Annotated in this window: 24 protein-coding genes; 4 read left to right on the top strand and 20 right to left on the bottom strand. The window is 58.3% G+C overall.

Annotated elements, in window-relative coordinates; all coding sequences use genetic code 11:
- Positions 1-33: 33 nt before the first annotated feature.
- The 16 genes from HNQ36_RS22680 to HNQ36_RS22605 all read right to left on the bottom strand — a co-directional run bounded on the left by HNQ36_RS22680 (position 34) and on the right by HNQ36_RS22605 (position 18,841).
- A complete protein-coding gene (locus HNQ36_RS22680) occupies positions 34-1,188 on the bottom strand; it encodes an ABC transporter substrate-binding protein (protein WP_184089246.1) in 1,155 nt (384 codons plus the stop codon).
- Positions 1,189-1,358: 170 nt separating this feature from the next.
- On the bottom strand, positions 1,359-2,726 hold the full coding sequence (locus HNQ36_RS22675) for an L-serine ammonia-lyase (RefSeq protein WP_184089243.1): 1,368 nt from the start codon (positions 2,724-2,726) through the stop codon (positions 1,359-1,361).
- Positions 2,727-2,764: 38 nt separating this feature from the next.
- Positions 2,765-3,721, bottom strand: a complete 957-nt coding sequence (locus HNQ36_RS22670) for an LLM class flavin-dependent oxidoreductase (RefSeq protein ID WP_184089240.1) — start codon at positions 3,719-3,721, stop codon at positions 2,765-2,767.
- A gap of 17 nt (positions 3,722-3,738) precedes the next feature.
- Positions 3,739-4,509: a CoA-transferase subunit beta gene (locus HNQ36_RS22665; RefSeq protein ID WP_184089237.1), complete on the bottom strand. Its 771-nt coding sequence runs from the start codon at positions 4,507-4,509 to the stop codon at positions 3,739-3,741.
- Entirely contained in the window at positions 4,502-5,473 is a 972-nt protein-coding gene (locus HNQ36_RS22660; protein ID WP_184089234.1) for a CoA transferase subunit A, read from the bottom strand. The genes HNQ36_RS22665 and HNQ36_RS22660 overlap by 8 nt, the downstream gene beginning before the upstream one ends.
- Positions 5,470-6,987 carry a pyridoxal-phosphate dependent enzyme gene (locus HNQ36_RS22655; RefSeq protein ID WP_184089231.1) on the bottom strand — a complete coding sequence of 506 codons (1,518 nt, stop codon included), beginning with the start codon at positions 6,985-6,987 and terminating at the stop codon, positions 5,470-5,472. Before HNQ36_RS22655 ends, HNQ36_RS22660 begins: the two co-directional genes overlap by 4 nt.
- 83 nt (positions 6,988-7,070) lie before the next feature.
- On the bottom strand, positions 7,071-9,497 hold the full coding sequence (gene cofH / locus HNQ36_RS22650; protein WP_184089228.1) for a 5-amino-6-(D-ribitylamino)uracil--L-tyrosine 4-hydroxyphenyl transferase CofH: 2,427 nt from the start codon (positions 9,495-9,497) through the stop codon (positions 7,071-7,073).
- Complete coding sequence (gene cofC / locus HNQ36_RS22645; protein ID WP_184089225.1) at positions 9,497-10,195, bottom strand: 2-phospho-L-lactate guanylyltransferase; 699 nt, start codon at positions 10,193-10,195, stop codon at positions 9,497-9,499. The genes cofH and cofC overlap by 1 nt, the downstream gene beginning before the upstream one ends.
- Positions 10,195-11,178, bottom strand: coding sequence for a 2-phospho-L-lactate transferase (gene cofD, locus HNQ36_RS22640; RefSeq protein WP_184089222.1), 984 nt, complete (start codon positions 11,176-11,178; stop codon positions 10,195-10,197). Before cofD ends, cofC begins: the two co-directional genes overlap by 1 nt.
- The gene (gene cofE / locus HNQ36_RS22635; RefSeq protein WP_184089218.1) at positions 11,175-11,942 is read right to left on the bottom strand and encodes a coenzyme F420-0:L-glutamate ligase; all 768 of its coding nucleotides are present in this window, start codon (positions 11,940-11,942) and stop codon (positions 11,175-11,177) included. Before cofE ends, cofD begins: the two co-directional genes overlap by 4 nt.
- 9 nt (positions 11,943-11,951) lie before the next feature.
- Positions 11,952-12,611 carry an NADPH-dependent F420 reductase gene (npdG, locus tag HNQ36_RS22630; protein WP_184089215.1) on the bottom strand — a complete coding sequence of 220 codons (660 nt, stop codon included), beginning with the start codon at positions 12,609-12,611 and terminating at the stop codon, positions 11,952-11,954.
- 41 nt (positions 12,612-12,652) lie between these two features.
- On the bottom strand, positions 12,653-13,429 hold the full coding sequence (locus HNQ36_RS22625) for a LamB/YcsF family protein (RefSeq protein ID WP_184089212.1): 777 nt from the start codon (positions 13,427-13,429) through the stop codon (positions 12,653-12,655).
- A gap of 111 nt (positions 13,430-13,540) precedes the next feature.
- Entirely contained in the window at positions 13,541-14,740 is a 1,200-nt protein-coding gene (locus tag HNQ36_RS22620) for a xanthine dehydrogenase family Fe-S subunit (protein ID WP_184089210.1), read from the bottom strand.
- Complete coding sequence (locus HNQ36_RS22615) at positions 14,737-15,567, bottom strand: FAD binding domain-containing protein (RefSeq protein ID WP_184089206.1); 831 nt, start codon at positions 15,565-15,567, stop codon at positions 14,737-14,739. The genes HNQ36_RS22620 and HNQ36_RS22615 overlap by 4 nt, the downstream gene beginning before the upstream one ends.
- Positions 15,564-17,930, bottom strand: a complete 2,367-nt coding sequence (locus HNQ36_RS22610; protein WP_184089203.1) for a xanthine dehydrogenase family protein molybdopterin-binding subunit — start codon at positions 17,928-17,930, stop codon at positions 15,564-15,566. The genes HNQ36_RS22615 and HNQ36_RS22610 overlap by 4 nt, the downstream gene beginning before the upstream one ends.
- Positions 17,931-18,064: 134 nt before the next feature.
- A complete protein-coding gene (locus HNQ36_RS22605) occupies positions 18,065-18,841 on the bottom strand; it encodes a GntR family transcriptional regulator (RefSeq protein WP_347339997.1) in 777 nt (258 codons plus the stop codon).
- Between the two features lie 264 nt (positions 18,842-19,105).
- On the opposite strand from HNQ36_RS22605, the gene pxpB reads away from it, so the two are divergent.
- Both pxpB and HNQ36_RS22595 read left to right on the top strand, forming a co-directional pair.
- The gene (pxpB, locus tag HNQ36_RS22600) at positions 19,106-19,831 is read left to right on the top strand and encodes a 5-oxoprolinase subunit PxpB (RefSeq protein ID WP_184089197.1); all 726 of its coding nucleotides are present in this window, start codon (positions 19,106-19,108) and stop codon (positions 19,829-19,831) included.
- On the top strand, positions 19,828-20,862 hold the full coding sequence (locus HNQ36_RS22595; protein WP_184089194.1) for a 5-oxoprolinase subunit C family protein: 1,035 nt from the start codon (positions 19,828-19,830) through the stop codon (positions 20,860-20,862). Before pxpB ends, HNQ36_RS22595 begins: the two co-directional genes overlap by 4 nt.
- Positions 20,863-20,902: 40 nt before the next feature.
- Here the strand turns inward: HNQ36_RS22595 and HNQ36_RS22590 are convergent, their stop codons facing one another.
- A complete protein-coding gene (locus HNQ36_RS22590) occupies positions 20,903-22,093 on the bottom strand; it encodes a diaminopropionate ammonia-lyase (RefSeq protein ID WP_184089191.1) in 1,191 nt (396 codons plus the stop codon).
- Positions 22,094-22,187: 94 nt separating this feature from the next.
- Between HNQ36_RS22590 and HNQ36_RS22585 the strand changes: the two genes are divergently transcribed.
- Both HNQ36_RS22585 and HNQ36_RS26280 read left to right on the top strand, forming a co-directional pair.
- A complete protein-coding gene (locus HNQ36_RS22585; RefSeq protein WP_046827426.1) occupies positions 22,188-22,673 on the top strand; it encodes an Lrp/AsnC family transcriptional regulator in 486 nt (161 codons plus the stop codon).
- A gap of 183 nt (positions 22,674-22,856) precedes the next feature.
- Positions 22,857-23,108 (top strand): hypothetical protein, encoded by a 252-nt coding sequence (locus tag HNQ36_RS26280; protein WP_246395501.1) that lies wholly within the window; start codon positions 22,857-22,859, stop codon positions 23,106-23,108.
- Between the two features lie 188 nt (positions 23,109-23,296).
- On the opposite strand, the gene HNQ36_RS22575 is transcribed toward HNQ36_RS26280, so the two are convergent.
- From HNQ36_RS22575 to HNQ36_RS22565, 3 genes are all read right to left on the bottom strand, one after another.
- Positions 23,297-24,301: a DUF2806 domain-containing protein gene (locus tag HNQ36_RS22575; protein WP_184089188.1), complete on the bottom strand. Its 1,005-nt coding sequence runs from the start codon at positions 24,299-24,301 to the stop codon at positions 23,297-23,299.
- Positions 24,302-24,398: 97 nt separating this feature from the next.
- On the bottom strand, positions 24,399-24,950 hold the full coding sequence (locus tag HNQ36_RS22570) for a hypothetical protein (RefSeq protein WP_184089186.1): 552 nt from the start codon (positions 24,948-24,950) through the stop codon (positions 24,399-24,401).
- Between the two features lie 2 nt (positions 24,951-24,952).
- A partial coding sequence (locus HNQ36_RS22565) for a hypothetical protein (RefSeq protein ID WP_210312169.1) occupies positions 24,953-25,540 on the bottom strand: 588 nt, incomplete at its 5' end.

Raw genomic sequence — 25,540 nt, 5'->3', positions numbered from 1 at the left:
GCGGACATCGGTCAATGCCCGCACCATGCCTACTTACAGCTTGGGAAGAACGACCTTCGCGTTGTCGATCTTGATCAGGTAGACGTTGGGCATGCTCTGCCCGCTCTCCTTGCCGGAGGGCCCCTGTTTCTCGAACTTGATCTTGCCATTCAGACCGAGCAATTCGGTCTGCCACAATGCAGCGGCAATCGCCTCGGGTTCTGCTTTGCCCGCCTTTTCGATGGCAGCCGCGATGGTGCGAATGCCGTCATATCCGCGGAAGCTCTCGGTCGCACCTGCAAAGTTGAAGCCACGCTTCTTCCACTCGCCAAGGAAGTACTTCGTTACTGGGGGATTCGGCGTCTCATCCGGGTACCATGGCGCGAACGTGGTCAGGTGGTATGTCCCGTTAGCAGCAAGACCGGCTTGTTCGATCAGCTGATCGGGATTCTGCGAGCCGCCTGTCGTCACGATCTGCTTTTTGATGCCAAGCGCTGTTGCTTGCTTCAGCACCAGAGTGAGTTGCTCGACAGCGGTCGTCACCATGATCGTGTCTGAGTCTGTTGCCTTAATTTTCGACAGCTGGGCGCTCATATCTTGAGCGGCCTGATCCATCGTCTCGATGAGGCCGACCTGAATGTTCTCAGCCTTCAAAACTTTTCCGAAATCTTCAGCGGCGCCGCGACCCCAGTCATTGTTGATGACAAGGAAATCCGCCTTCTTCATCGACAGCTTGGGGAGAATTGGCTTGAACGCCGCTGCTTCGACTGACGACGGCGGCGAGATGCGGAAAATGTAGGGGTTGCCGGTCGTCGTGATCTTGCCCGACGACGACGTCTCAACCAACATCGGAACCTTGTATTCCATCAGCTTCGGCATCACAGCCAGCGTCAGGCTCGATCCCCAGGCACCCATGATAACCGGCACCTTGTCGGCGGTGATCAGCTTTTCAGCCACTGCTGCAGCCTCGGTCGGGTTGCTCTTGTTGTCCTCAATGACAAGTTCAATTTTCTTGCCAAGAAGACCGCCCTTGGAATTGATCTCGTCAGCGGCAATTTTAGCACCATTGACGACGTAGGTCCCAGAGGCTGCAAACGGCCCCGTCAGCGGCTCGTTGACACCGATCTTGATCGTTTGGGCGAAGGCTTGCCCGGCTAGACCCGTGGAAAGCAACGCGATTGTTGCAAGCAATTTAGTATGTTTCGCCATCTTCCATTTCCTCCGTTTGAGTGCGGAAACCCGGTCTTTTTCAAGCAAGGCTTGTGCCAGTTTCGTCCGCTTTACTTCTATGGTCTGGTTAAATGCTCGTCCTTAACTCCACTTGTCCTATTTATGGTATGTTAGTATCATCTGTATTGGCCGCACGCCGTCAAGTTTTTTCAGCAATCGGGCACGTTCACGGCAAGGCCGCCCCGCGACGTTTCCTTGTATTTCGTCTGCATATCGGCCCCGGTATCCCGCATTGTACGGATAACCTGATCCAAAGTGACGTGGTGCGACCCATCGCCGCTTAGCGCCAGCGAAGCCGCGTTGATGGCTTTGATCGCGCCAAAAGCGTTGCGCTCGATGCAGGGGATTTGGACTAGTCCGCCGATCGGATCGCACGTCATCCCGAGATGGTGCTCCATTCCGATCTCCGCGGCATTTTCGATCTGCCGACTGCTGCCGCCCAGCGCCGCAGCAAGGCCGGCCGCTGCCATAGAGCATGCCACACCTACCTCCCCCTGACACCCGACTTCAGCACCCGAGATGGAAGCATTCATCTTGCACAACGCACCGACTGCCGCGCTGGTCAGGAGAAAAATCCTGACTCCGTCCTTGGAAGCTCCCTCGCAATGATCGGTGTAGTATCGCAACACGGCAGGAATCACGCCTGCCGCACCGTTGGTCGGCGCGGTGACAACACGCCCACCTGCCGCGTTTTCCTCGTTCACAGCAATCGCATACAGGCTCGCGTAATCCATTGCTGCGATCGAATGCCGCACGTTGCGAGTCTCCGACATCAGCAACCTGGCATGCAGGGAGGGCGCACGGCGCTTGACCTTCAAGCCCCCCGGTAATTCGCCCTCGGTCCGCATTCCCCGGTCGATACAATCGAACATCACCGCCACGAGACGATCAAGCCGGTCGTGGACCGACGCTTCATCCGCAAACACAGCTTCGTTCGCGAGCACCGCCTGCGCGATCGAAAGACCGGAGCGGTCGCACATCTCGATCAATTCAGCCGCGCTGCGATAGTCGAATGGAACCTCGGAGGAGAATTCTGCCGCAGAACTCACCTCGCCTTCCCGCTGAACGAATCCGCCGCCGAGCGAGTACCAGGTTTCCGCCTTCAGTTCGTGACTATCCTGATCAAACGCCGCAAACCTGATGGTGTTCGGATGAACCGGCGTCGGTTCGTCAAACTTGAAAATGATATCCTGCACTGGGTCGAAATGTATCGTCATTCCATCCTTCAGTATCAGCTTGCTTGTCGCCGCGATGACAGCCACATGGCGATCAGCATCATCAGGAACTACAGATTCCGGACAGAAACCGGAAAGCCCGAGCATAACCGCCTTGTCCGTCCCGTGACCGCGCCCGGTCCACGCAAGGGATCCGAGCAAGGTGACTTGCAATCGCTTCAGGCGTGAGCGCTGAGACTCATCGAGAGCCGTTACAAAGGCCTCAGCGGCCTTCATCGGACCCACCGTATGCGACGATGACGGACCGATCCCGATCTTGAACAAATCAAAAATACTGATCATGACGGGTAATCGGGCATCGTCCGCTCCAGCTTTGACCGTTACTTCGCCCTCAGCCTTGGAATGATCTCTTTCGCGATCGTCTCAACCTGATCCATTCTGTACTTGTATGGCACGAAGATGATCTTCTGGACGCCGACGGCCTGGTGCGCCTTCAATTGCTCGACGCATTCATCCACAGAACCCATGATCGCGCTGTCGCGCGAGCAATCGCTGTGCTCGGGGAAATCCCATTCCTTGTTCAGCCAGTCCATCATCTCATCTTGCACAGCGGCTTTCGACGGACCGATCATGATCGGCAGCTGAGATGCATTGAGAAGCTTGTCAGGGTCTTTGCCACCCTCCTTCGCGAAGTTGCGAAGCTTGGCCCACGACTTCGCGAACGCCTCCGGCGAATAGAAGTAAGTCAGCCAGCCATCACCCACGGTCGCTGCACGCTGAAGAACCCTATCGACATAACCACCGATGAGGATCGGCAGAGTGGGCTGTTGTGCCGGCTTCGGATACATGACGGCAGCCGAGATATTTTGCGCCATATACTTTCCATCGACCATCGGTTCCGACCACAGACGGCGCATGATCTCCAGATTCTCATCCATCAGCTTGCCGCGCTTTTCGAACGGAATGCCCATGGCATCGAACTCGCGCTTGTACCAGCCCGACGCCATGCCCATCAGCAAGCGACCGCCGGAGAACTGATCCATGCTGGACAGTTGCTTGGCCAGGGAGACCGGATTGCGCAACGGCAACACGAGAATGCCGGTGCCGAGCTTGATCTTGCTGGTGCGCGCAGCAATCGCGGTCAGCGTCGTCAGCGAATCCAGGATCGGGAAGTGCGGATCCACACCGAGAAGGATGTGATCCCAGACCCAGAGAGAATCGTAACCCAGTTCTTCGACGCGCACGCCGTAATCGACCAACGCTTTCGCATCCGGCAATTCGGGATAAGCGGTAAAGTTGCGCGCGGCGATACCGAACGTGTTCGACAGTAAGGTCATGATGCTTCCTCGTTTTCTTACGCGATGAAGAGACGATCGGGATCGAGCATTCGCAGGGTGGTCAGTTCGTGCTCGGTCGGTGGCTCGGTGATGCTGATCTGATCCTCGAAGATCAGATCGAAGCCGGTATTATCCTGAACCTGCTCCCGCGTGATGCCAGGATTGAGGGCAAGCACCTTCATCCGGCGCGAGGTCTCGTCAAAACCGAATACCGCAAGCTCGGTGATCACGCGGAACATACCGCCTTCCGGCAATCCGCTTTCAGCGCGGGACTTTCCACCACGGATGAAGCCAGGGCTGGTGATGAAATCCACCTGATCGACGAAGCGGCGCTTTTCATGCTTCATCGCAACGATCATGTTGGTCAGGCTGGAGATATCGTTGCCGCCGCCGGTTCCGGGAAGCCGCGTCTTCGGCTTCTCCGGATCTCCGATGAAGGACGAATTCAGATTTCCATACTTGTCGATCTGCGCGCCGCCCATGAAACCGACGTCAACGTATCCGCGCTGCAACAGCAGCAGGACTTCGGCGCTGCCTAGCACCATATTGGCGCGCTTGGTGCAGCGCTGGTCATTGGTCGATGGCGGCAATTTGCCGGGCTCGACGAAAGCGCCGATCACGCCGCCTTCAAAAAGGATTGTCAGGCCGGGGCAACGCAGACGTTGCGCCAGTGTCGCTGCCAGCAAGGGAACGCCGATGCCGGCGAACACAACCTGCCCTTCCTTAAGCTGGCGCGCGCTGAGGATGGCAAGCATTTCAGAAGCAGTGTGGCGGGACGGTTCAGTCATCGAAAATGCTCCTGCCCTTGCGGCTCGCCGTCACGATTTCGTCCACGCCGATCATCGAGAGGAACTCATTCCAGTTCTTCGGTCCGTAGACATACTCATCGAGATACTTCTTCATCCCGCCAACGGGATCGCCGTTCACCTGCGCCACATAGGCGTTGAGGTGGTTCATCATTGGCTCGTAAGTGCCGTAGCATTCGTGCGGGGCCGAGCCGTAGGGCACCTCGACCACCGCATCGACGCAAAAGAATGGAATCTTGGTCTGATCCGGCGCGCGCCGGATCTGATCGTTGGAAACGATCCGCTCCGTCGTCAGAATTACCCGATTGGCAGCCATGGCAAGATCGATGTCCATGAACTGCAGGCCGTCGATCTGGGCGTTGCCGTAAGCGTCGCAGCGCTGCACATGGATCACTGCAACGTCAGGATTCAATGCAGGAACAAGCAGCACCTTCTCGCCAGTAAAAGGACAATCGAACTCCTTGGCTTCCGGCCGGATCCGGGCCACATCGGAGCCAAGCATCGAACGCATCGGCATGAAGGGAACGCCCATCGCACCGGCGCGGAAGCGCATGCCGACACCCATGTGGCTCCATTCGTCGTAACGCGCCGTTCCGCCCTCGACGTGATGACGCATCACCTTCGAAAGACCCCACAGGATGCCCTGCGCGAACCAGCTCGAAATGATATGATTGGCTGCGCCCGATCCAAGCAGCAGGTCGCCGTCCGTCGAAATAATGCAACGAGAACACGAAAGTTCTTTCTTCCGCGCGCGAATCAATTGCCAGATCATAGCCATCGGCGTGCGGGATATGGTCGATCCGCCGATCCCGACCGACGCGCCGTCATTGACGAAGGACGCCGCTTCTTCGAGCGTCACCACCTTCTCGCGAAGACTCCGGTCACGGCGCGACAGGTTCTCCCGCAGCTTCTGATATGGCTGGACTATATCCTGACCTACGCTCATGACTTTGCCTTGCCTGCCATTTCGGCCTTGTGCTGCGACCCGAAGGCCTCGACGTTGAAGTCCTCGATTAGCCGATCCCATTCCGGAAGGCTCGACGCGAGATCATTCCAGAACGACTGGTGCCTGCGACGCTCGAAGTCCTCGACGCTGACTCCCTGCTGCTCCACCCAGGTGTAGTACCCGAGATTGAAAACCTGCCGCCGCAATTGATCGGTCAGCTCCACGACATTATCGGTCGCGACCGACGCGAGACAGGAGCCAAAAATCTCGCCCGCATTCACTTCGTCAAACGATGCAAAATGCTTCGCGCGATAACTGTCGCGTTCGCTGTCGTAAAGCGACGCACTGTCAGTCGCTACCGTGACGATGACATCTTCGGGCCCATAGTGAAGCTGCTTTGCCAGCTTGATCGACGCAACAATGTTAGCGAAGCCGGAAATACCGACATCCGCGAACGCCGCAATCAGACCGGCATCGAGTTTCTGCCGCTTCTGAAGATATTTGCGACCGACATCCGAACCGAACAGCAAGTTGAGGCTGTCGCTGACGCGATCCGAAACGCCGATCACGACGTCGGTGTTCATCACGTTATGGATGAAAGGGATATGCTTGTCGCCGATGCCTTGGATGTTGTGCTCGCCGTAGCCGTTGTTCAGCATCGTCGGGCATTCGAGCGCCTCGACCGCAGCAATTTTCGTCCCATGCCGCGCCTTCAGGTAGTCGCCTGCAGCGATGGTGCCCGCCGAACCCGTGGCCGAAACAAACGCAGAGAGACGGCGCCGGCCGCCACCGTTAAATGTGAGAAACGCCTTCTCTGCCGCGCCGCCGGTGCAGGCATAATGAATGATGTAATTCGAGAACGCCGAGAACTGATTAAGAATGACGTTCTGCGGATCGCGCTCGAGTTCGGCGCACTTGTCGTAGATTTCCTTGACATTGCTCTCGGTGCCGGGCGTACGCACGATATCTTCCGGATGCGCAACCCACTTTTCGAGCCACTCGAACCGCTCGCGGCTCATGCCCTCGGGAAGTACGGCCACGCCGCGGCAGCCGAGCACACGCGATACCGACACGCCGCCGCGACAATAGTTACCGGTTGAAGGCCAGATCGCCTTTTGATGCTCCGGATCGAAACGTCCAGTCACAAGCTGCGCCGCCAGCGCCGAATAGGCTGGCAGCACCTTATGCGCGCCGATCATCGGAAAGCGGCGGCCAAGTAGAACGACGATCGGCGCCTTCACACCCGTGAGCGATTCCGGAAGCACAAGATAGCCCGGCACGTCGACAAGGCTTTTGCGATCAGCCCCGTTGTACCAATGGACGCGCCAGAGATTTCCGGCATGCGGCTCGTCCGGCGCAGCATCCGCGAGTGCCTTCGACGCAGCCGCAGGAATGCTGGACGGATTGGCAAGCTGAGAGAACGTCGGCATCACCACGCCGCGTTCGCGGACTCGCGCAATGGCCCGGGCGCGCTGCTTGCTATCGACTATTTCGGGATTGATGACCGAAGACATCGCCAAACTTCTTTCAGGCTCACACCGATTTGAATGATACTAACGTTAGTAAAATAGGATGTCCAGACCGACACTATGCCATCCTATGAAATACTTGCGGCATGCAGGTTTTTGTCGCTATTGCCCGCCATTCGCGCAGCGGCCGCGTCAAACGAACGCAACCGGACACCCTCTTCCGCATTGCGATAAAGTGTCGTCCGCTGCCGTGGAATGCGCCCGGCCGAGAGGATGATCGCCTCCATGTCTTGCGGCGTCATTTCCTGACCATGGGACGCCCCCGCCGAGCGCGAAATGCTTTCATCCATCAAGGTGCCGCCGAGATCGTTGACGCCGGCCACCAAGCATTGACGAACGCCTTCCGCACCAAGCTTCACCCATGACGCCTGAATGTTGGGAATATGCGGATTGAGCACCAAGCGCGCGACCGCATGCATCAGGATCGCTTCGCGGAACGTGGGACCCGGCCGCGCGCGGCCCTTGAGATAGATCGGTGCCTCCATGTGAACAAATGGAAGCGGCACGAACTCCGTGAAGCCGCCGGTATCGATCTGCAGATTGCGGATGCGCAGCAAATGACGCGCCCAGTGCCGATAACCTTCGATGTGGCCGAACATGATGGTCGCGGTCGAGCGGAAGCCCACCGTGTGCGCAGCGCGCATCACATCGAGCCACTGCTGCGTGTTGATCTTGTCAGCACACAACACAGCGCGGACCTCGTCGTCGAGAATCTCAGCGGCAGTGCCCGGCAGCGTACCGAGGCCCGCCGCCTTCAACTCGCGAAGAAATTCGATCACCGGAATTCCCAAAGTCTGGGCGCCTTGATGAATCTCTAACGGCGAGAACGCGTGCATGTGCATCTGCGGCACAGCCTCTTTCACCGTCCGACAGATATCGAGATACTTCTGTCCGGTATAGGATGGATGAATACCGCCTTGCATACAGACTTCGGACGCGCCGCGTTCCCACGCTTCGACCACACGCCCCGCGACTTCACTCATCTCGAGATCATAAGGCCGTCCACGCAGGTTCTCGCTCATCTTGCCTTTCGAGAAGGCACAAAACTGACACTTGAACGAGCAGATGTTGGTATAGTTGATGTTCCGCGTTACGACGTAGCTCACCGTGTCGCCGTTCCTCTCACGACGCAATTCATCGGCTGCGCGGCATATGGCTGCAAAGTCATCACCACGGGCGCGGAATAGATCCACAATCTCCGCTTCACCGAGCGCGTCGCCTCGCTGCGCTTTCGCCAGCACCTGAGCAAGGTTCGCGGACGGCTTGACTGATGGCGCTCTTTGAATCCATCGGAGTTCGCGCGTCGGCAGTTGACCAACGTGCCCCGGACACCAATCGTCCACGCGAGGAGCTCCATCGCCGTCGATATGATTGAGAACCGATGTCCGCAATCCGGCGTCAATCCACCGCGCTGTATCGCGCGCGAATGCCGGATAGATTGCAAGGCGCTCGACGAGGTCCTTGCCCACCGCCTTGGTTGCGGCTTCCAGAAGTCGCAGATGCGGCCATGGCGCTTCAGGATTGACATGATCCGGCGTCACCGGCGACACGCCACCCCAGTCATTGATACCCGCAGCCACGAGTCTACCGAGCGCCCCAGGGCTCAGATTGGGTGGCGCCTGAATGTTCATCTCCGGTTCGAAAATCAGGCGCGCGAGTGCTATTGTCCAGAGATGATCCTCGACATCCGGTGACGCGGCATTCTCCATACGCGTGCCGGGCTTCGGGCGGAAATTCTGGACGATGATTTCCTGGATGTGCCCGTAGGCATCGTTTAGATCGCGCAGCGCGAACAATGAGTCGATGCGCTCCTGCCGGGTCTCGCCGATGCCGATGAGAATACCGGACGTGAACGGCACACGGCGCTCTCCGGCCAATCGCATTGTCTCGAGACGCGCGGCCGGCACCTTGTCCGGCGAACCATGATGGGCACCGCCCTTCTCGGCAAGACGATCCGAGATGCTCTCCAGCATGATGCCCTGCGATACCGAAACCTTACGCAGGGCGTCGATGTCTTCTCCGCTCATCAAGCCGGGATTGATGTGCGGCAGCAGTCCCGTTTCGCGATACACAGCAGCCGCAGCTTCCATGACATATGACAACGTGGTGGGATGGCCCAGTCTGTCGAGTTCTTCGCGGGCGACGCGATAGCGCAACTCCGGTTTATCCCCCAGCGTGAATAACGCCTCCCTGCATCCCGCCTTCTTGCCAGCCTGCGCAATGACAACCATCTGCTCGATCGAAAGGTAAGGCCTTTCATCAGATCGCGGCGCATGCGCGAACGTGCAGTAGTGGCAAACGTCCCGGCAAAGCTGGGTCAGCGGAATGAAAACCTTGCGCGAATACGACACCTGTTGTCCGTGAGCGGCGTCACGCCGCGCGGCAGCGGCGGCAAGAATCTGATCCAGATCGCGGGTGTGAATGAGCTCAGAGGCCTCTTCGCGGGTCAGGCGGTGGTCCAGTGGAAATTGCTGCAGCAAAGAAGCGACCGTCATCACATATGCCTCACACAGAGCGGCAGCGCACCGACACCCAAGCGGGTTGAAATGTTCAATTCCAAGAGTAGCGCCGCAGTCAGCGAATATTTCCTGGTCATCATCGGCGCGACCAGGTCTTGCGGGCGATCAATATCGCGTCCGATGCCGTCCGAGCTGACAACGCCGCAGGCAAAGCCCTTCGCGCGAGACTGCATCTGGTGGCGCAAATAGCTGTCCTCGCCGAATTTCGGCACGATCATATCGGGCGCTTGCATGGCGAGAGCGTTGGTACCGCCATCGGACAAGGCTGGCGCCAAAACTACAGGATACTGTTGAAGTTCATCGATGATCGCCCGTAGATCGCCTGCGGTCGCGAACGGCACATCGGCCGGAATAACCAACGCGCTAGCAGTTGGACCGAGAGCCGTCAGACCCTGCTGAACCGCCGCGTTGACGCCAGTTTCCATGGCGTCAGGGACAACGCGCGCATCGAACAGCGAGGCAAGATTCGCCACCATTGGATCGCTGGTGACGACCATGATGCCAGCAAGGTCGGAGGCACACAGCGTCGTCAAAACTTCATGCAACATGGTACGCGCGAGTTTGACCCGCTCATTGCGCGACAAAACCGGCGCAAGCCGCTGTTTGGCGTGGCTCAGCCGCTTGACGGGAACAATGGCCCAGATGTTTGAAGGGTTGTCAGCGAACGTTTCCATCACATCACTTTCCTTCTCTCACCGCTCGCCAGCTGCGCGGCAAAATCCAGGCAATCGGCCGCCAGCCGATCACGATCCTCTAAGCTCCGCATCCATGTGGACGTCACCTGCACGGGCAGCTCGATCTTGTCCGCATCTGCTCGGTCAGTCTCGTCAATGATCAACCCGTCGATGAAACGATAATGTCGGGAGATCGCAGCGGAATCCGCCGGCACGCCGAGTTCCGCCATGATCTTTGCCGTCGGACCCTTCACCGCCTGCCCGCCGATCAAGGGAGAGACCGCGACAACGGGCGCGGTCACGTCATCAAGGGCCTTGCGAATATCCGAGACGGCCAGAATGGGATCGACGCTGAGATACGGATTCGATGGACAAACAATAACGGCGGCAAGGTTTGGATTTCCGAGCGCCGCCAGAACCTGACTAGAAGCCGCGGCACGTTCTGCATTCCTGAATTCAAGTCGCTTTACCACCGGCGCGCATTGCAGCCCGACGAAATAGCGCTGGAACGGCAGAGGCCCATCAGCCGTAATCACCATGGTCTCGACGCGATCGTCCGACATTGGGAGGATGCTTGCCGCAATCCCTAACTGGCGCGCGATCGCCGTTGTGAAATCCGTGAGAGATACCCCTGCTCGCAGCGCGCGCGTACGTTCGACGTGCATGGCGAGATCGCGGTCGCCGAGTCGAAACCATGTTTCGCCGCCGAGGCCCCCGAGCGCTTCCATGAAATTCCAGGTCTCATCCGCCCTGCCCCAGCCGCGTTCGATATCGCTGAGCCCGCCGAGTGTATAAAGAACGGTATCGATATCGGGGGAGACGTACAGGCCAAGATGCTCGAAATCGTCGCCGGCGTTGACGATCACGGTCAGATCCGCGCCGATCAGGCGCTCCAATCCCAGCGCCAGCTTGGCACCCCCGACGCCGCCGCACAGCGCAACCACGGGCCGTCCGCGCAGAGGTAATGTTGATTGGACATTCATCGGAACATGTCCCGTTCACGCGGGCGCACCAGCGCCGATGCGGGACGTGAGGCCGCGTCGAATTCCAGTCCGCGAACGACTACCACCGGCAGCCCCTCCGCCGCCTGACCCATCAGCAGCGACGCGCCGGCCGCGATTTCATCGGCAATCGCGATTTCGGTCATCTGCATCTTCCGGCCAAACATGTCCGGCTCACCAACCAGATCAAGCAACGACGGCAGACCGGCTGCACCAAGCGCAACGCCCACGACGCCATTGCGCCAGGGGCGCCCGAAACTGTCATTGATGATGACGCCAACCTTGGCCCCAAAGGCTGCGTCAAACTCGGCCTTCAGTTGCGCCGCGGCGCCATCAGGATCACGCGGCAACAACAGCACGCACTCTTCGCCGTTAACGTGCTCGATGTTCGATTGATCGATCCCCGCATTGGCCATCACGAATCCAAGCCGATGCACGACGATCATGACGTTGGGCCGATGGCGCACGACCTCGTCGGATTCCGACAGAACGACTTCGATGTAACGGGCGTCCTTGCCGATCTGATCGGCAAGCATTCGCGCCTTGTCCGAAGGAACCACGTCCTTCAACACGACGTAGCGGTTCTCTGCCTTTGAGACGATCTTCTGGGCGATAACGACGATGTCGCCGGATAGCAGCGGAAGTTGCGCCTTGTTCAGAGACTCGGCAATGAGCACAGCAAGATCATCGCCCGGAACGATGAGCGGGATACCGGGTACAGCATGATATGTGACGCTCTTCGCCATCGCGCACGATCATTGTGGAACGGGCGGAGAAAGCCCAGTGATGCGGATGCCCGCGCCGGGAACCTTGTAGCGGCGGTTGATCCCGATCAGAACCGATGTCAACGCCTCCGCCGCGGCCGAATTGGCCAGCACGCCGCCGTCGATACCGCAACTGGCAACCTCGTTCGCCAGTCCGATCACGATGTCGCGCGATTCCTTGTCGTTGCCGAACACCAGAACGTCGCAATCCGCGCGACCGCCTGCGTGCAGCTTGGTCGCGCCGACGTTGTGAAACGCGGAAACCACTTTAACACCCTCGCCGAGCAAGGTCTGTGCAATCTGCGCCGCCGAACCCTCGGGGGGAAGCTGCACGACCGAGACCTTTGGCGGCACCAGCGGCACAGCGGCATCAACCACGATCTTGCCCTGCACCGCGTCCTTTACCTCGCGCAACGTCGCCTCATGGCTGCCAAACGGCACCGCAAGCACCACGATGTCGGCAGATTTCGCCGCGCCGACATTGTCGTCACCGCGCGCACCGCCGCCAAGCTCCGTTGCAAAAGCCTGGGCCTTCTCGGCCGAGCGTGAACCGATGACCACGGCATAACCCGCAGCAAGCCAGCGTTTTGCGAGGCCTGAACCGAGGTCGCCGGTGCCTCCCAGAATAGCAATGCTTGGCTTAGCGCTCATGTCACAGGCCTTCCTTCAGATGCGATGTCAGCGACGAATATTCAGTCGATTGCCATTTCGGGCAGCGTCACCATTTTGACGCCAGCATTCTCGAGCCCTTCGCGCACCTGCTTGGCGAGAGCCACCGCAGTCGGCTCATCGCCGTGAACGCAGAGCGAGTGCACTTTGCAGGGAATCTGCTTGCCGCTGCGGGTGGTGATGAAGTTGTGAACCACCATATCGACGACCTGCTTGGTCGCAACCGCCGGATCCTTGAAAACCGAGCCCGGAATCTTGCGCGACGTCAGGTTGCCGTCGTCCTCGTACTGGCGATCGCAGAAACCTTCGAGCGCTACCCTGAGGCCGAGGCTGCGTCCGGCCTTCTCCATCTCGGAGCCCGACAGCGCGAGATAGATAATGTCCGGATCGACGGTTTTGATCGCTCGACCGATCGCCATCGCGTATTCCTTGTTTTCCGCGGCCATGTTGTTCAACGCGCCGTGCGGCTTGAGATGCGTGACCTTGACGTTGGAATACGACGCCATCGCCTGCAACGCCCCGATCTGATAGGCAATCATGGACTCAAGGTCGTCTGGACGCATGTCGATGCGGCGACGACCAAAGCCCCAGAGATCGTTGAAGCCGGGATGAACACCGACGGTGACGCCCTCACGCTTGGCGTTTTCGACAACGCGACGCATCGTCAGCGGATCGCCGGCGTGAAAGCCGCAGGCGATATTGGCCGAGCCGATAATTTTCAGAATGCCATTATCGTCGCCGATATCGTAAGCGCCGAAACCTTCCGCCATGTCAGCATTGAGATTGATCTTGATGGTCATTACTCACTCCGAATTTAGCACGAATAGCGGAAGTGTCGGCATTTTAGGCTACGGAAGCATAAGGTACTATTGTTAGGAAGACAATATCTTTCCTCCGGCAACGCCCCCTTATCAAGCCCCAAAAAGCCGCCGGAACAGATCTTTGAGCCGGCCGGCGATCACTGAGAACACCAGCGATCCTGCGTCGAGCCCGGCATCGGCCGCGGGCAAATCTGCTGCTGTCTTGCCTCCCAGCCGAGCCTCCAGGTTCGTAACGAAAGCCGCCGTCAGACGCGCAGCCACGTCCTGGACGATGCCTGCGCGGCCGAACTGCGCCAGCATTCCGGTCAGCGTGTAGCCTACGTTCACCGCCACTTCAGTGGACCGACCGTCACTCGTCGGCACCAGACGGTAGGTTATCATTCCGCGGGTCGAGGAGCTGCTGCGGGCGTCACTTCCCGCGCCAATAATTTTCCCGGAATAGGAACCTTCGTCGCGCTCGATCTCGGCCTGGCCACGGAACTCGGCTGTGATCGGCCCCACCTTGACGCGGATCTGCCCGTTGACATGATCGGCTTTTGGCTCACCGATCAGGCTGGCGCCCGGCAAACACGACGCAACGTCCTGCACGCGGCCGAACATCTCCCACACCTGCTCGCGCGGATAGTGGACAACGAAGTTCTGGTCGAATGAGTTTTGCGGCGTCCAGTCACGGTCGATCAGCGCTTTCGAAGCCGCAGATACCATCTGTGGCGCTGACGATGCAGCGCGAGCAGGTACAGCCCCCGCGGTCAAAACGCAGGCATGACCGGAGCCAGCAGGACCTACTGCGGAACGCCCTCCCCCAACAATCGGCGCGATCTCACGCGCGAGTCGCGCTGTGATCACGCTCTTGATGGCGCGAATGATGCCAACGTAACCGGTGCAGCGGCAAAGATTGCCACTCATCGCGACACGAATGGCTTGTTCATCGGGCGAAGGGCTTCGCGCGACCAGATCGCGCGCCGAGACCAGCATGCCGGGTGTGCAGTAGCCGCATTGCAACGCGTGTTCGCGCTTGAACGCCTCACGCAGCTCGCGCGTGATATCATCTTCATCGAGGCCCTCAATGGTGACAACATCGGCGCCGTCGCACGCGACCGCAAAGGTAATGCACGAGCGAACCGGCACGCCATCGACCAGAATGGTGCATGCGCCGCAGACGCCATGCTCGCATCCGAGATGCGTACCGGTAAGGTCGCGGCTTTCGCGCAGGAAGTCCGCGAGATGGGTGCGCGGCTCGACCGTGCCCGAGACCGGCTTGCCGTTGACGTTGAGCGAAATCTGATTCATGAGCCGGCTGCCTGTCGAACAGCGCGCGAAAGCGCGACCGTATGAATTTGCCTGTCGAGTGTGTCCGTCATTCCGAGCGATTGCAGCATCGCGTCGGCGGCATTCTGGTCAAAGTCCGTAAGGTTGTAGGTTCCGCCGAATAACGCCCGCGCATCGGACAGCACCAGCGGCTTGCGTTCGGTCGCGCCGATGACGGCGCGGAACACGTTTCGCGAACGATCGAGCAGGACGGCGCCGATGGCATGCGCGTATTCGCCGGTCTTGCGGCAAACCTTGTAGTAGCCCCATTGTGCCGACGAGGAGAGTATCGGCACCCGGATGGCTTCCAGCAGCTCTCCGGCCTCCAGCGCGGTTTCCAGCGCGCCAGTCACGTAGGACTCGACCGCCATGGTCCGCGCGCCGTTCGCGCCGCGCACGATGGCTTCCGCGCCCAGCGCAGCCAGCGCCGACACCCAGTCCGCCGACGGGTCCGCATTGGTGAGGCTGCCGCCGATGGTGCCGCGATTGCGCACGGCGCGATAGGCGATGCCGGCGGCGACGCCGCGCATGGCCCCGTTGGTGGCATCCGGCACCCGGCCGTCCTCGATATCAGCATGCGTGACGCAAGCTCCGAGAACGAGATGGTCTTTCTGCTTCTCCACGCGTTTCAATTCGGCAAGTGCGGTGATGTCCACGATGACGTCAGGCTGCACCAGCCGCATGTTGAGCATCGGACCAAGCGACTGGCCGCCGGCCATCACTTTGGAATGAACGCTCTCATCCGCAAGCAAGCTGACCGCATCTGCAACTTGCTTCGGACGCTCATATGCGAAATTGACCGGCTTCACGATTTCGCTCCGTTAGACACGGCGTTACCCGCTCCTCTCGCCTTAGCTGCAGCGATGGATTCGAGTACGCGGCGCGGCGTGATCGGCGAGCAGAGCAGTTCCGCGCCCAATCCCTTCAGCGCATCGTTGACCGCGTTGGCGATAGCTGCCGGCGGCGCGATCGCTCCACCCTCGCCGAGTCCCTTCACGCCAAATTCGGTATAGGGCGCAAGAGTTTCCATGTGATCGAGGCGCGGCTCCGGCACCTCGGTCGGCCCCGGCAGTAGATAGTCCGCGAACGTGGATGCCAACGGCTGCCCGTTGGTGTCGAACGGCATCTCCTCATACAGCGCAGTGCCGATGCCTTGTGCCAGGCCGCCGTAGATCTGGCCGTCGACGACCATCGGATTGACCAGCTTGCCGCCGTCCTCGACAATCACGTAATCGAGGATTTCGACATCGCCCAGATCGGGATCGACCGCGACGGTCACAGCGTGGGCAGCGTAGCTGAACGTGCCGCTGTCGCGCTCTGGCTTGTAGCCGACGGTGGCTTCGAGACCTCCGCGATGAACGTCGGACGGCAAATCCTGTGGGCGCAGATACCACGCCCGCGCGATGTCCTGCATGCTGACTTCGCTCGCCGTCGAAATCACGCTACCATCGATGAATTTAACGTCCTCGACCCTAACCTGTAGCAAGCTGGCACCAATCCGCTTGGCACGATCTTCGATCTCGCGGCAAGCGCTTGCCACCGCGCCGCCCGCCATCACCATACAGCGAGAACCCCAGGTACCGGTCGAATACGGAGTGATAGCGGTGTCACCGAGAACCACTTTGATCTTCGACGTATCGATACCGAGAATTTCAAAAGCCACTTGGGCAAGCGTGGTTTCCAGACTTTGACCGTGCGAATGAACGCCGACACGCAGTTCGAGCCCGCCGTCCGGTGTGACGCGCGCAGTCGCCTGCTCGTGACCGGGCACCATGGGAATTCCCCAGCCCGCATAGACCGAGGTCCCGTGCGCGCCCTGCTCGCAATAGATTGAAAGTCCGAATCCCAGCAGCCGCCCGTCCGGTTCGCCTTTCACCTGCCGCGCGCGCAATGCCGGCAGATCGAAATGCGCCAGAGCGCGCTTTAAGGCTTCAGGGTAGTCGCCGCTGTCGAAGTGCTTCTTGGTGATGTTGTCGAACGGCATCTGCTCCGGCCGCACGAGATTCTTGAAGCGAACTTCGTGCGGCTCAAGCCCTGCTTCCCTCGCTATCGCATCGAGCACGAGTTCGATGGCGAAGCAGACACCCGTGCGGGCGACGCCGCGGTAGGGCAGGATAGGGCATTTGTTGGTCGCAGCCGACCACGTCTTGCAGCGATATGATTCAAAATCATATGGCCCCGGCAGAATGCTCGCGACCTGCGCTGCTTCAAGGCACGCAGAAAACGGATAGGAAGAGTAAGCTCCCGAATCCACCGTCGCTTCGCAATCAATACCGCGCAGCCGCCCATCCCGGTCGGCGTAGCCCGTAATAAGATAATGATGCTCGCGGCAGTTGGCGCCAGCCGTGAGATGTTCGCGGCGATCCTCGATCCAGCGAACGGGATGTCCGCGCTGCATCGTCAGCCACGACAGGCACACTTCCTCGGGCAGCAGAATTCCCTTGTAACCAAAGCCCCCGCCGACATCCGGCGAGATGACGCGGATGTTGCCGTGATCGATCCCAAGACAGCCGGATAGTCCGGTGCGATTGATGTGCGGCATCTGGGCCGCGCTGTAGACGGTGAGCTGCTCGAGGCGGCTGCTCCATGACGCCACCACGCCGCGCCCTTCCAGCGGGGCCATCGACTGGCGCGCGGTGCGGATTTCGCGGGTTACCTTGATCGGGGCGTCGAACGCTTTCTCGATATTCACGTCAACGAAGGCCTCGAGAAAAACGTTGTCGCCCCAGTGCTCGTGAAGCAGCGGCGCACCCGGTTCTCGCGCCTGCAACATATCGTAAACCGCAGGCAGCTCTTCCAGATCGAGCTCAACCGAAGCAGCAATGTCTTCTGCTTCCGCCCGCGTGCGTCCCAGACACATCGCGATAAGCTCGCCAACCTGCCGCACCTTATCGACAGCAAGTACCGGCTGTTCCGAGACCTTAAATCCCGGCAAACCTGAGACCGCACGAATAGGCTTCACGCCAACCAGATCGGCAGCGATGAAGACGCTGTCTTTATGTTGCGGTGGTATGAATATCCCGCGAATGCGCGCATGGGCGAGCGGACTGCGGACGAACGCCACATCCTGCATGCCGGCGAGGCGAATATCGGCGACAAATTCGCCGCGCCCCCGCATCAGGCGGTCGTCTTCCTTGCGCAAGAGCCGCGCGCCTACCCCTTGCTCAACCATGCCAAATTCCTTCGACGCCGATGAGAGATTACCCTGCCAAATTCATCCTATTTTTAGAACAATAGCAAGACACGGTTCATGGGGCTCGAAGAACAAAAGTAAGCTGCTGAAAAAAGTTGCTTACTGCGCCGGAACTAGGCTTTTCCCGATTTTCGCCGCGCCAGATCGACGGCCTTGTGCCCGTTCCGGGCTTTCTTGTCGCGCAGCGGCTTGGTACCCAGAAGGTCCATTTGCAACTTGATGCTTTCGCTGCGGTAAATGATATCGCCGACATAGATCGCGATTCCGCCGTCATCGATGACCACGCAGTGGGCTTCGACAGTCGGCGCGCCGATCGAAATCTTCAGAAGATCGGCGATTTCGGGATCGGCGCTGCCGATGGTCAGCGTCTGATGCGCTTCCGACAGCGTAATTTCATCCATGGCGTCGATGGTGACCAGCGCGGCTGCGTTCTTGAACCGCACAGGGCTTAGATCGAAAACCTCCCGCGCCAGAAGAAGATTGACGACAGAATACGGATCCTCGTTGCGATACTGGACGCTGCGCAGCTTGACGTAGCTGGAGGCAAGATCGCCGTCGGAATCGCCCAGAACAGGTGGCGCCACGCCTTCATCGATCGCCAGACGCCGCGGCACGTTGTCCTTCAGCGATTCGATCAACGTATTCCAACTGGTCGCGAGCTTCACCCAGTGCCGGTCCTGGGTCTTTTTCGAGACAAAGGTACCAAGTCCTTGGCGTGCCTGAAGCAGGCCTTCTTCGCGCAGAATATCCACGGCTTGCCTCACCGTGACGCGCGCCACCTCAAACTCGCGTTCGAGCTCCTCTAGAGTGGAAATTTTTTCCCCGGCGCTCCACTGTCCGGACTGAATCCGCGTCCTCAATACCGAGGCGACCTGGATATACAGGGGCACTCTGCTCCGGTCGTATGCCTTTAACAGTCTGGACACATTATCACTTCTTCTGGAATCTGGGACTCGCAGCGAAGATCATAACTGACCCCGACACCAAAGCAATGCGCCAGCTGAAATCGCCCCTCGCAACACAAATGCAAGCATCCACCCGCCAGCCTTGCAGGAGCATAACAAGTTTACGGCGCCATGCGCGAATTCTCGCAGGCAGATTTGACCTAATGGTACTATCTTTAGTACTATAATATCAATACACGGGTGGGATGGATGGCTGATTTCCGGATTTTGAGGGCCGCGGACAGCGCTTTCGTGGTGGAGTTTGGATCGACGATCGACCGCAAGACCAGCGATCGGGTGCTGGCGCTGGCCGAGGTTTTGGAACAAGCCAGATTGCCGGGCGTGACCGAGGTAGTCGCAACATTTCGCTCGCTGAGCGTAAATTATGACTCACTGACGACCACTGGCAGCGAGCTCGAGCAGGCGATTGCGGCATTCGTGGATGAGCCACCCCAATCGTCCCACAGCAAGCGGCTATGGGATATCCCCGTTTGCTACGATCCGACGTTCGCGCCCGATATCGAGGACGTAGCGAAGTCGATTGGCCTCTCGGTGGCGGAAGTCGCAGCACTCCATGCCGGCACGCAATACCATGTCTACATGATCGGCTTCGTCCCGGGTTATCCATATATGGGGGACTTACCGGCAAAATTGCAATTGCCGCGCAGATCCGACCCGCGCACGCGCGTCCCACCCGGCTCGCTCGCTATCGCGACCAGCATGACTGCGGTCTATCCATATGAAAGTCCCGGTGGCTGGCACCTGATCGGAACCTCGCCTGTCCGCTTCTTTGACGCGGCGTCGGCAAAAGGCGCCCTTCTCGGACCCGGCGACGGCGTAAAGTTCAGGCCGGTCACGCCTGACGAGTTCGCTCGCATCCGCACGGCCGTGGAACGCAACGATTACGTTCCGAGCAGCATGGAGCTCGCGGCTTGATCCCCATTCTCAAAGTCATCACCCCGGGTTTTCACACCACCGTGCAGGACGAAGGGCGGCGCGGCTTCCAGCATGTTGGGGTGCCGGTGTCAGGCGCGCTCGACCGCAATGGCTTCATGCTGGCCAACGCGCTGGCCGGAAATACGCAAAACGCTGCATGTCTGGAAATCATCGGCTCCGGTCCCGAACTCGAAGTCGTCGGCGCGTCCGTACGCCTCGCACTGGTCGGCAGCGGGGGCGGCCTTGAGATCAGCGGACGTGAAAACCCATTCGTCCGTTCGGGACAAACGACGCGTCTGACCAAGGGCGAAACCGTACGCGTGCGTCTCGGCGGCGATGTGTTCTGTTCTTATCTGGCCGTCGAAGGCGGCTTCGATGTGCCGCAGTGCCTCAACAGCAGATCGACCTATACCCGCGCGGGCTTTGGCGGACTGTCGGGCCGGCAGCTCCGAAGCGGCGACGCGCTGCACGGATCGATTGACGACGTAACGGCGCGTGATGAAATCACGTTGAGCGAACAGCGCGATCTTCGTTTCGATCAACCGATCCGCGTCGTCCTCGGGCCACAGGACAACTACTTCACTGAAGACGCTATCCGGGAATTCCTGTCCGGCATCTACACCATCACGCCGGCATCTGACCGGATGGGCTTTCGTCTCGCAGGCCCCGTTCTCGCGCACAAAAGCGATTACAACATCGTATCGGATGGCATCGTCGCCGGATCGATTCAGGTACCTGGCTCAAAACTTCCCATCGTTCTGATGGCCGATGCGCAGACGACGGGCGGCTATCCGAAGATCGCCACCGTTATTTCCGCGGATTTGCCGCAACTTGGCGTCCGCGGGGCCGGACGCACGGTGAAATTCCAAGCCGTGTCACGCGAGGAAGCTGAAGCGATCCATCGGGCCGAGCATCAGAAAATCCTGAACATCATTCAGGACATCAAGCCTTTGAGCGAAACGCACGGCATCAACCTCAAGGCGTTGTACACGTGTAACCTGATCGACGGCGTCGTCGATGCAAAAGCGTGATGATTGAGCTTCGGATATTAACCGTGCTCGACGTTTCGCACTACGCCGGCACCAGAACGCCCGGATCGATGCCGGTTAAATTCTTGTAGATCGTTGGATCGGTTGCGCCTTCCGTATTGAACAGCAGCACACGCGAATGAGCGTCGAGTCCGATTAGTTCCCGGCCGTGTGGATCGGCAGCGGCAGCCAGCAGACCCGCAAGGCCGGCGCCACCGCTTTCGCCTGCAATGACGCGGCTGGCTCCATTTTCCGCGGCCGCCAATTGTTGCATTGCTGCGATCGCGTCGGCATCGCACACCGTCATATAGACATCGGCGAGACGCGACAGGATTCCCCATGCCAACATCGAGGGCTCATAGCATTCGAGCATCGCCATAACGGTCGGCTCGACCGGCGCGATCTTGACTGGCGCGTCGACTTTGTTGCTCGCAAAAAGGCACGCCGCGCGATCAGGCTCGACGATAATGAACTTGGGCCGTGCCGCGCCAATATCCAGCGTCAGACTGGCGGCCATCGCTGCAGCGAAACCTCCCACGCCCGCCTGCAGAAAGACATGTGTCGGTGGCCGCTCCAGCTCGGCCAAAATCTCGGACACCATCACGGTATAACCCTGCATCACGAGGCGCGGGATGCGCTCGTAACCCGGCCACGACGTGTCGGACACAATGATCCAGCCATTGGCGTGACAGACGCGCTCCGCCTCCGCGACCGCGTCGTCATAATTGCCGGCAACTTCAACGACATTGGCGCCGAAGCGCGCAATCGCCGCGATGCGCTCCGGACTGACACCCTCATGCACGAAAATATTCGCGCGGCATCCCGCAAGATTGGCGCCGGCGGCAACCGAGCGGCCATGATTGCCATCCGTCGCGCAGCCGACATTGAGGTTGCGCACCACTGCTCTGACATCGGGATCAAGCAGTTCACTCGCGTTCACCACACGGCCAAGCACTCGGCTCGCTTCTTCAAGAGCGAGACAGACGACCGCGTAGGCGCCGCCCAGTGACTTGAAACTTCCAAGCCCGAACCGGCCGCTTTCATCCTTGATGTGGACCGATTGAATACCGACGGACGCGGCCAAGCCGTGGAGTTCGCGCAACGGCGTTGCACGATAGCTCGGATGCAGGCGCAGCATCTCTAAAGCTTTCGCAGTGGCGTCGGGCCCAAACATCTGCCGGTCTACCGGCAGCAGAGGCCTGTTGTAGTAATCGCTGTTATTGCGTTGAATCATGTCCGCACCTCTTCTGGGTGCAAAATTAACTCACTTGACCCGATATTTCTGGGCTGATTTGATGCACTTTACGCAACAATTTTGCAGAACTGGCATGCCTCCCAAAAAATCCATTCAACTGGACGATTTCGACCTCGCAATCCTCGATCAGTTGCAGATCAACAATCGCACGTCGCTCCAGGAGATCGGCCAATCAGTCAATCTTTCAGCCGCCGCAGTCCAACGGCGTGTGCGGCGGATGGAGGATGCACGTGTCATTCAATCGAACGCCGCGATCGTCGATCCGGCCAGCGTCGGTCGCCCCATTACCATTATCGTGGAAGTGCAGGTCGACAGCGAACACGCCGACCTGATGGACTCGGCGCGCAGTGAGTTCGCGGCTGCCCCCGAGGTGCAGCAGTGCTATTACGTCACCGGTGCCGCCGATTTCATTCTCGTTCTCACGGTATCGACGATGGAGGAGTATGAGCAGCTCAGTCGCCGTTTGTTTCTCGAGAACAAGAACGTGAGGCACTTTAATACGTTCGTGGCAATGAACCGGGTGAAAGCCGGTCTCAGAGTGCCATTGAGCCGTACGTGACTTGTTCTGCCGGTGCTTTTTCTGACCCGGATTTCTGTTCAACTTCGCTCCTTGCGGCTATGATGAACCAGAAATCCTCCCTTCGTGAAGTCCCTCAATTTGTCTCATGGACGCCGACGGCGAACACCGCTCAATGGCAGCGTGACACCGCACACTCTGCGACACACCGCTGCGACCTGGCTCATGCAGGCTGGCGTCGACAAATGGGAAGCGGCAGGTTTTCTTGGCATGACGGTAGATCTGCTTGATCGCGTGTACGGTCACCATCACCCGCTGCACCTTCAACGCGCGGCGCGTGCTATCGGTTATCGGCCCCGAAATGAATCATTGGGCGAAACATTGGCCGAGACCGGAGACCTCGCACACCATCACGTCAAGCTGTTGAAAACATTGGTGGGCCCGGCAGGACTCGAACCTGCAACCAGACCGTTATGAGCGGAACAACTCTCCACTAAGCCACTGATTTATCGTGTATTTTTGTTCGTTTTCACCCGCGATTATCGCGTTTTGTTCACGGTATATCGGTGGGTGAATGGTGGGGTGATGTTATCGCAACACTGCGACACAACGCGAAGTTTCCCAACGTTACGCAGCGAAACTGCAATGCGCATCGATTGTGATGGTTATCCTATTGGACGGAATTCCCCGTTCGCCCCCGCCTGATAAAGAGTTACTACCGCTTCCGGAAGCGCGTCCCGAAGGCATGCAGCACAGCGGGAGAATGACAACGTAGTATTGCTAGGGAAAATTTCAGCTATGGACGCGCCTGCGTCCGTTAGGAGGTACACCGGAATCGCCGGAAGTTTATCGCTCAACTTGATTACTTTGTTCGTCTGACCATCGGGTATCGCTGTGCCCTTTGGGATTGAGATCGCGTATTCCTTATTACTGATCAACCACACATCTTCGCCAAGCGAATTTATTGCACTGTGAAATTGATAAAGATGGCCAGTCAGCCCAGGGTCAAGCAGTAGTCCTGACATGGTCAAACGGGAAATTTCAGCAAACGAAAGATCTCCAACTAAACACCTCGGCAACCCATTTATGAATCTCGAGGCGCAAAGCCTCTCAAAAAGAATAGCCGTTTCAGGGTCGATCTCATCGACGATGCGGAGCACCTTTAAAGTGAACGTGCCAGGCTTTCTAACTTCCGCCGAAAGGACCCGTCCCCATTTTTGGCGTAGCTTGTCGGTCGTAGCTTCTTCAGAAAAACGCTCCAAACGGCCCAAAAATTGCTCATCTAACTGGGCCTCTCCGGCCTCCATCTCCGCGTCAGAAGGTGGATCGTGCCTGAGATCTTCCAGAGCTTCGAATAGCACCGCGTTTTTATTGTCTTGTTTTATGAAGACGCCTTCGAAGAACTTCTCCGCGACTTGCTCAGCGAACTCCGGCTCCCGCTTTAATTTATCAATCCCGAACTTGGTGACTGCCTCAACCAATTTTACCTCACCCGCTGAGATCGCTCGCTGGCGCGAAATTCTCCGCTCCATCGGACTATTAACAAGCTCCATCAGGTTTCCGCCAAATCGATCGATCGCCGCTACGAGCCTGCTTTTCGCTTTTGCTTTAATTCCCGTGTCCGTCAGAGCAACGGAAACCGAGGTCTCTCTATCTAAATGATCGCCCATTTCCCTCCCCAATACCCGCCGGCCGACTCGCTATGCGAGACTGGGATAAACACTGCAAACTCACAAGCCCACACGGACTTAGGTGCTGCTCGTCCTGCTATGTAATGTTTGCGTCGTCCACCTTCCTTAGGCCCGCGCAATATGTCCCATACAAATCAGCCAACTCGTAGACTCCGACTGTTGTTACAAAAAACTGGAAACAAGAATAGAACTGAACCCAAAGAACGAAGAACATAAAAATTTGAAACTTACTGATCCCACTCCCAGGCACTAGAACGGCAGCATCCCCGATGAAAATAATAGGAATAAACAAAAAGAACGCCAAGATATGAACCACTCCATTCCAAGCTAAGATGAACAGAAAATCTTTGAACGGCGTGGTTCCATCCTTTATCTGACTCAGAAATTTTATGAACCGCTCGCTTGGCAGCGCGATCGACAATGCAACTGCGGTCGCAGTGAATCCAAAGACGACCGCATCATAAGGGATAAAAAAACCAGCCAGCACAAACGGCTTTAGAGTGAGATCTGACCATCCAACAATCCAGATCGCCAAAACTCCGCTGAGGTATGGATGCGTTGTGGCTATAATTCTGGTTGAATGCTTGCAAACATTCTTTTTCCAAAATATCCAAGCCGTGTCGATCATAGCTAACCTATGATGCTTGAGAGGAATTGGCTGAGTTTCGACCTGATATCGTTGACAATTGGAACGCCGGCGTCATCAGCTTCTACGATCGCTTTCGTATGCTGAATATGTTTTTTGGCGTGAACGGTTGTTTCGGCGGTTTCATTTTGCCGCGTTCCCTTGACCGTCGCATCGTCGAGGTAAGGCTCGCCATCAGAAACAACTTCTTTTATCACTTTTACGATTCCGGCATTTTTCTTCAAGGCGGCGCCTCGAGCCGCCTTGATTTCCACCGCAACTTTATCGCCGCCAGAGTCTTCGGCTAGTTTAGACAAATCTGTATAATGATCGGTCCAACTCGCGTTAGGACGGGTCACTCGGATGCTCGCTTCACGAATGCGTTCAAACGCATTAATTTCAGTGATGAAATTCTTTCGGATCACAGGTGCAAAACTAAACCCAACATTGCTTAGTTCAGGGTAGCTTGATCTAAGAACTCCCTCGATAGCTACAGCAAGTGACCTGCACCCCTGATTGCCCTCGTTTATAAGTAGACTCTGTTCTGGTTTTCGTCCCTGTTTGAACGGTTGGCAAACTCGCTTGGTGTGAGC

The sequence above is a fragment of the Afipia massiliensis genome (assembly GCF_014203115.1).
GTDB lineage: Bacteria > Pseudomonadota > Alphaproteobacteria > Rhizobiales > Xanthobacteraceae > Afipia > Afipia massiliensis.
The sequence above is the reverse complement of the archived record's forward strand: the minus strand, read 5'-3'. Positions and strand labels throughout refer to the sequence as shown.

Excerpts from the sequence above, each read along its gene's own strand:
- HNQ36_RS22680 (WP_184089246.1), bottom strand. The coding sequence starts at position 1,188 with ATGGCGAAACATACTAAATTGCTTGCAACAATCGCGTTGCTTTCCACG.
- HNQ36_RS22675 (WP_184089243.1), bottom strand. The coding sequence starts at position 2,726 with ATGATCAGTATTTTTGATTTGTTCAAGATCGGGATCGGTCCGTCATCG.
- HNQ36_RS22670 (WP_184089240.1), bottom strand. The coding sequence starts at position 3,721 with ATGACCTTACTGTCGAACACGTTCGGTATCGCCGCGCGCAACTTTACC.
- HNQ36_RS22665 (WP_184089237.1), bottom strand. The coding sequence starts at position 4,509 with ATGACTGAACCGTCCCGCCACACTGCTTCTGAAATGCTTGCCATCCTC.
- HNQ36_RS22660 (WP_184089234.1), bottom strand. The coding sequence starts at position 5,473 with ATGAGCGTAGGTCAGGATATAGTCCAGCCATATCAGAAGCTGCGGGAG.
- HNQ36_RS22655 (WP_184089231.1), bottom strand. The coding sequence starts at position 6,987 with ATGTCTTCGGTCATCAATCCCGAAATAGTCGATAGCAAGCAGCGCGCC.
- cofH (WP_184089228.1), bottom strand. The coding sequence starts at position 9,497 with ATGACGGTCGCTTCTTTGCTGCAGCAATTTCCACTGGACCACCGCCTG.
- cofC (WP_184089225.1), bottom strand. The coding sequence starts at position 10,195 with ATGGAAACGTTCGCTGACAACCCTTCAAACATCTGGGCCATTGTTCCC.
- cofD (WP_184089222.1), bottom strand. The coding sequence starts at position 11,178 with ATGAATGTCCAATCAACATTACCTCTGCGCGGACGGCCCGTGGTTGCG.
- cofE (WP_184089218.1), bottom strand. The coding sequence starts at position 11,942 with ATGGCGAAGAGCGTCACATATCATGCTGTACCCGGTATCCCGCTCATC.
- npdG (WP_184089215.1), bottom strand. The coding sequence starts at position 12,611 with ATGAGCGCTAAGCCAAGCATTGCTATTCTGGGAGGCACCGGCGACCTC.
- HNQ36_RS22625 (WP_184089212.1), bottom strand. The coding sequence starts at position 13,429 with ATGACCATCAAGATCAATCTCAATGCTGACATGGCGGAAGGTTTCGGC.
- HNQ36_RS22620 (WP_184089210.1), bottom strand. The coding sequence starts at position 14,740 with ATGAATCAGATTTCGCTCAACGTCAACGGCAAGCCGGTCTCGGGCACG.
- HNQ36_RS22610 (WP_184089203.1), bottom strand. The coding sequence starts at position 17,930 with ATGGTTGAGCAAGGGGTAGGCGCGCGGCTCTTGCGCAAGGAAGACGAC.
- pxpB (WP_184089197.1), top strand. The coding sequence starts at position 19,106 with ATGGCTGATTTCCGGATTTTGAGGGCCGCGGACAGCGCTTTCGTGGTG.
- HNQ36_RS22590 (WP_184089191.1), bottom strand. The coding sequence starts at position 22,093 with ATGATTCAACGCAATAACAGCGATTACTACAACAGGCCTCTGCTGCCG.
- HNQ36_RS22585 (WP_046827426.1), top strand. The coding sequence starts at position 22,188 with ATGCCTCCCAAAAAATCCATTCAACTGGACGATTTCGACCTCGCAATC.
- HNQ36_RS26280 (WP_246395501.1), top strand. The coding sequence starts at position 22,857 with ATGCAGGCTGGCGTCGACAAATGGGAAGCGGCAGGTTTTCTTGGCATG.
- HNQ36_RS22575 (WP_184089188.1), bottom strand. The coding sequence starts at position 24,301 with ATGGGCGATCATTTAGATAGAGAGACCTCGGTTTCCGTTGCTCTGACG.
- HNQ36_RS22570 (WP_184089186.1), bottom strand. The coding sequence starts at position 24,950 with ATGATCGACACGGCTTGGATATTTTGGAAAAAGAATGTTTGCAAGCAT.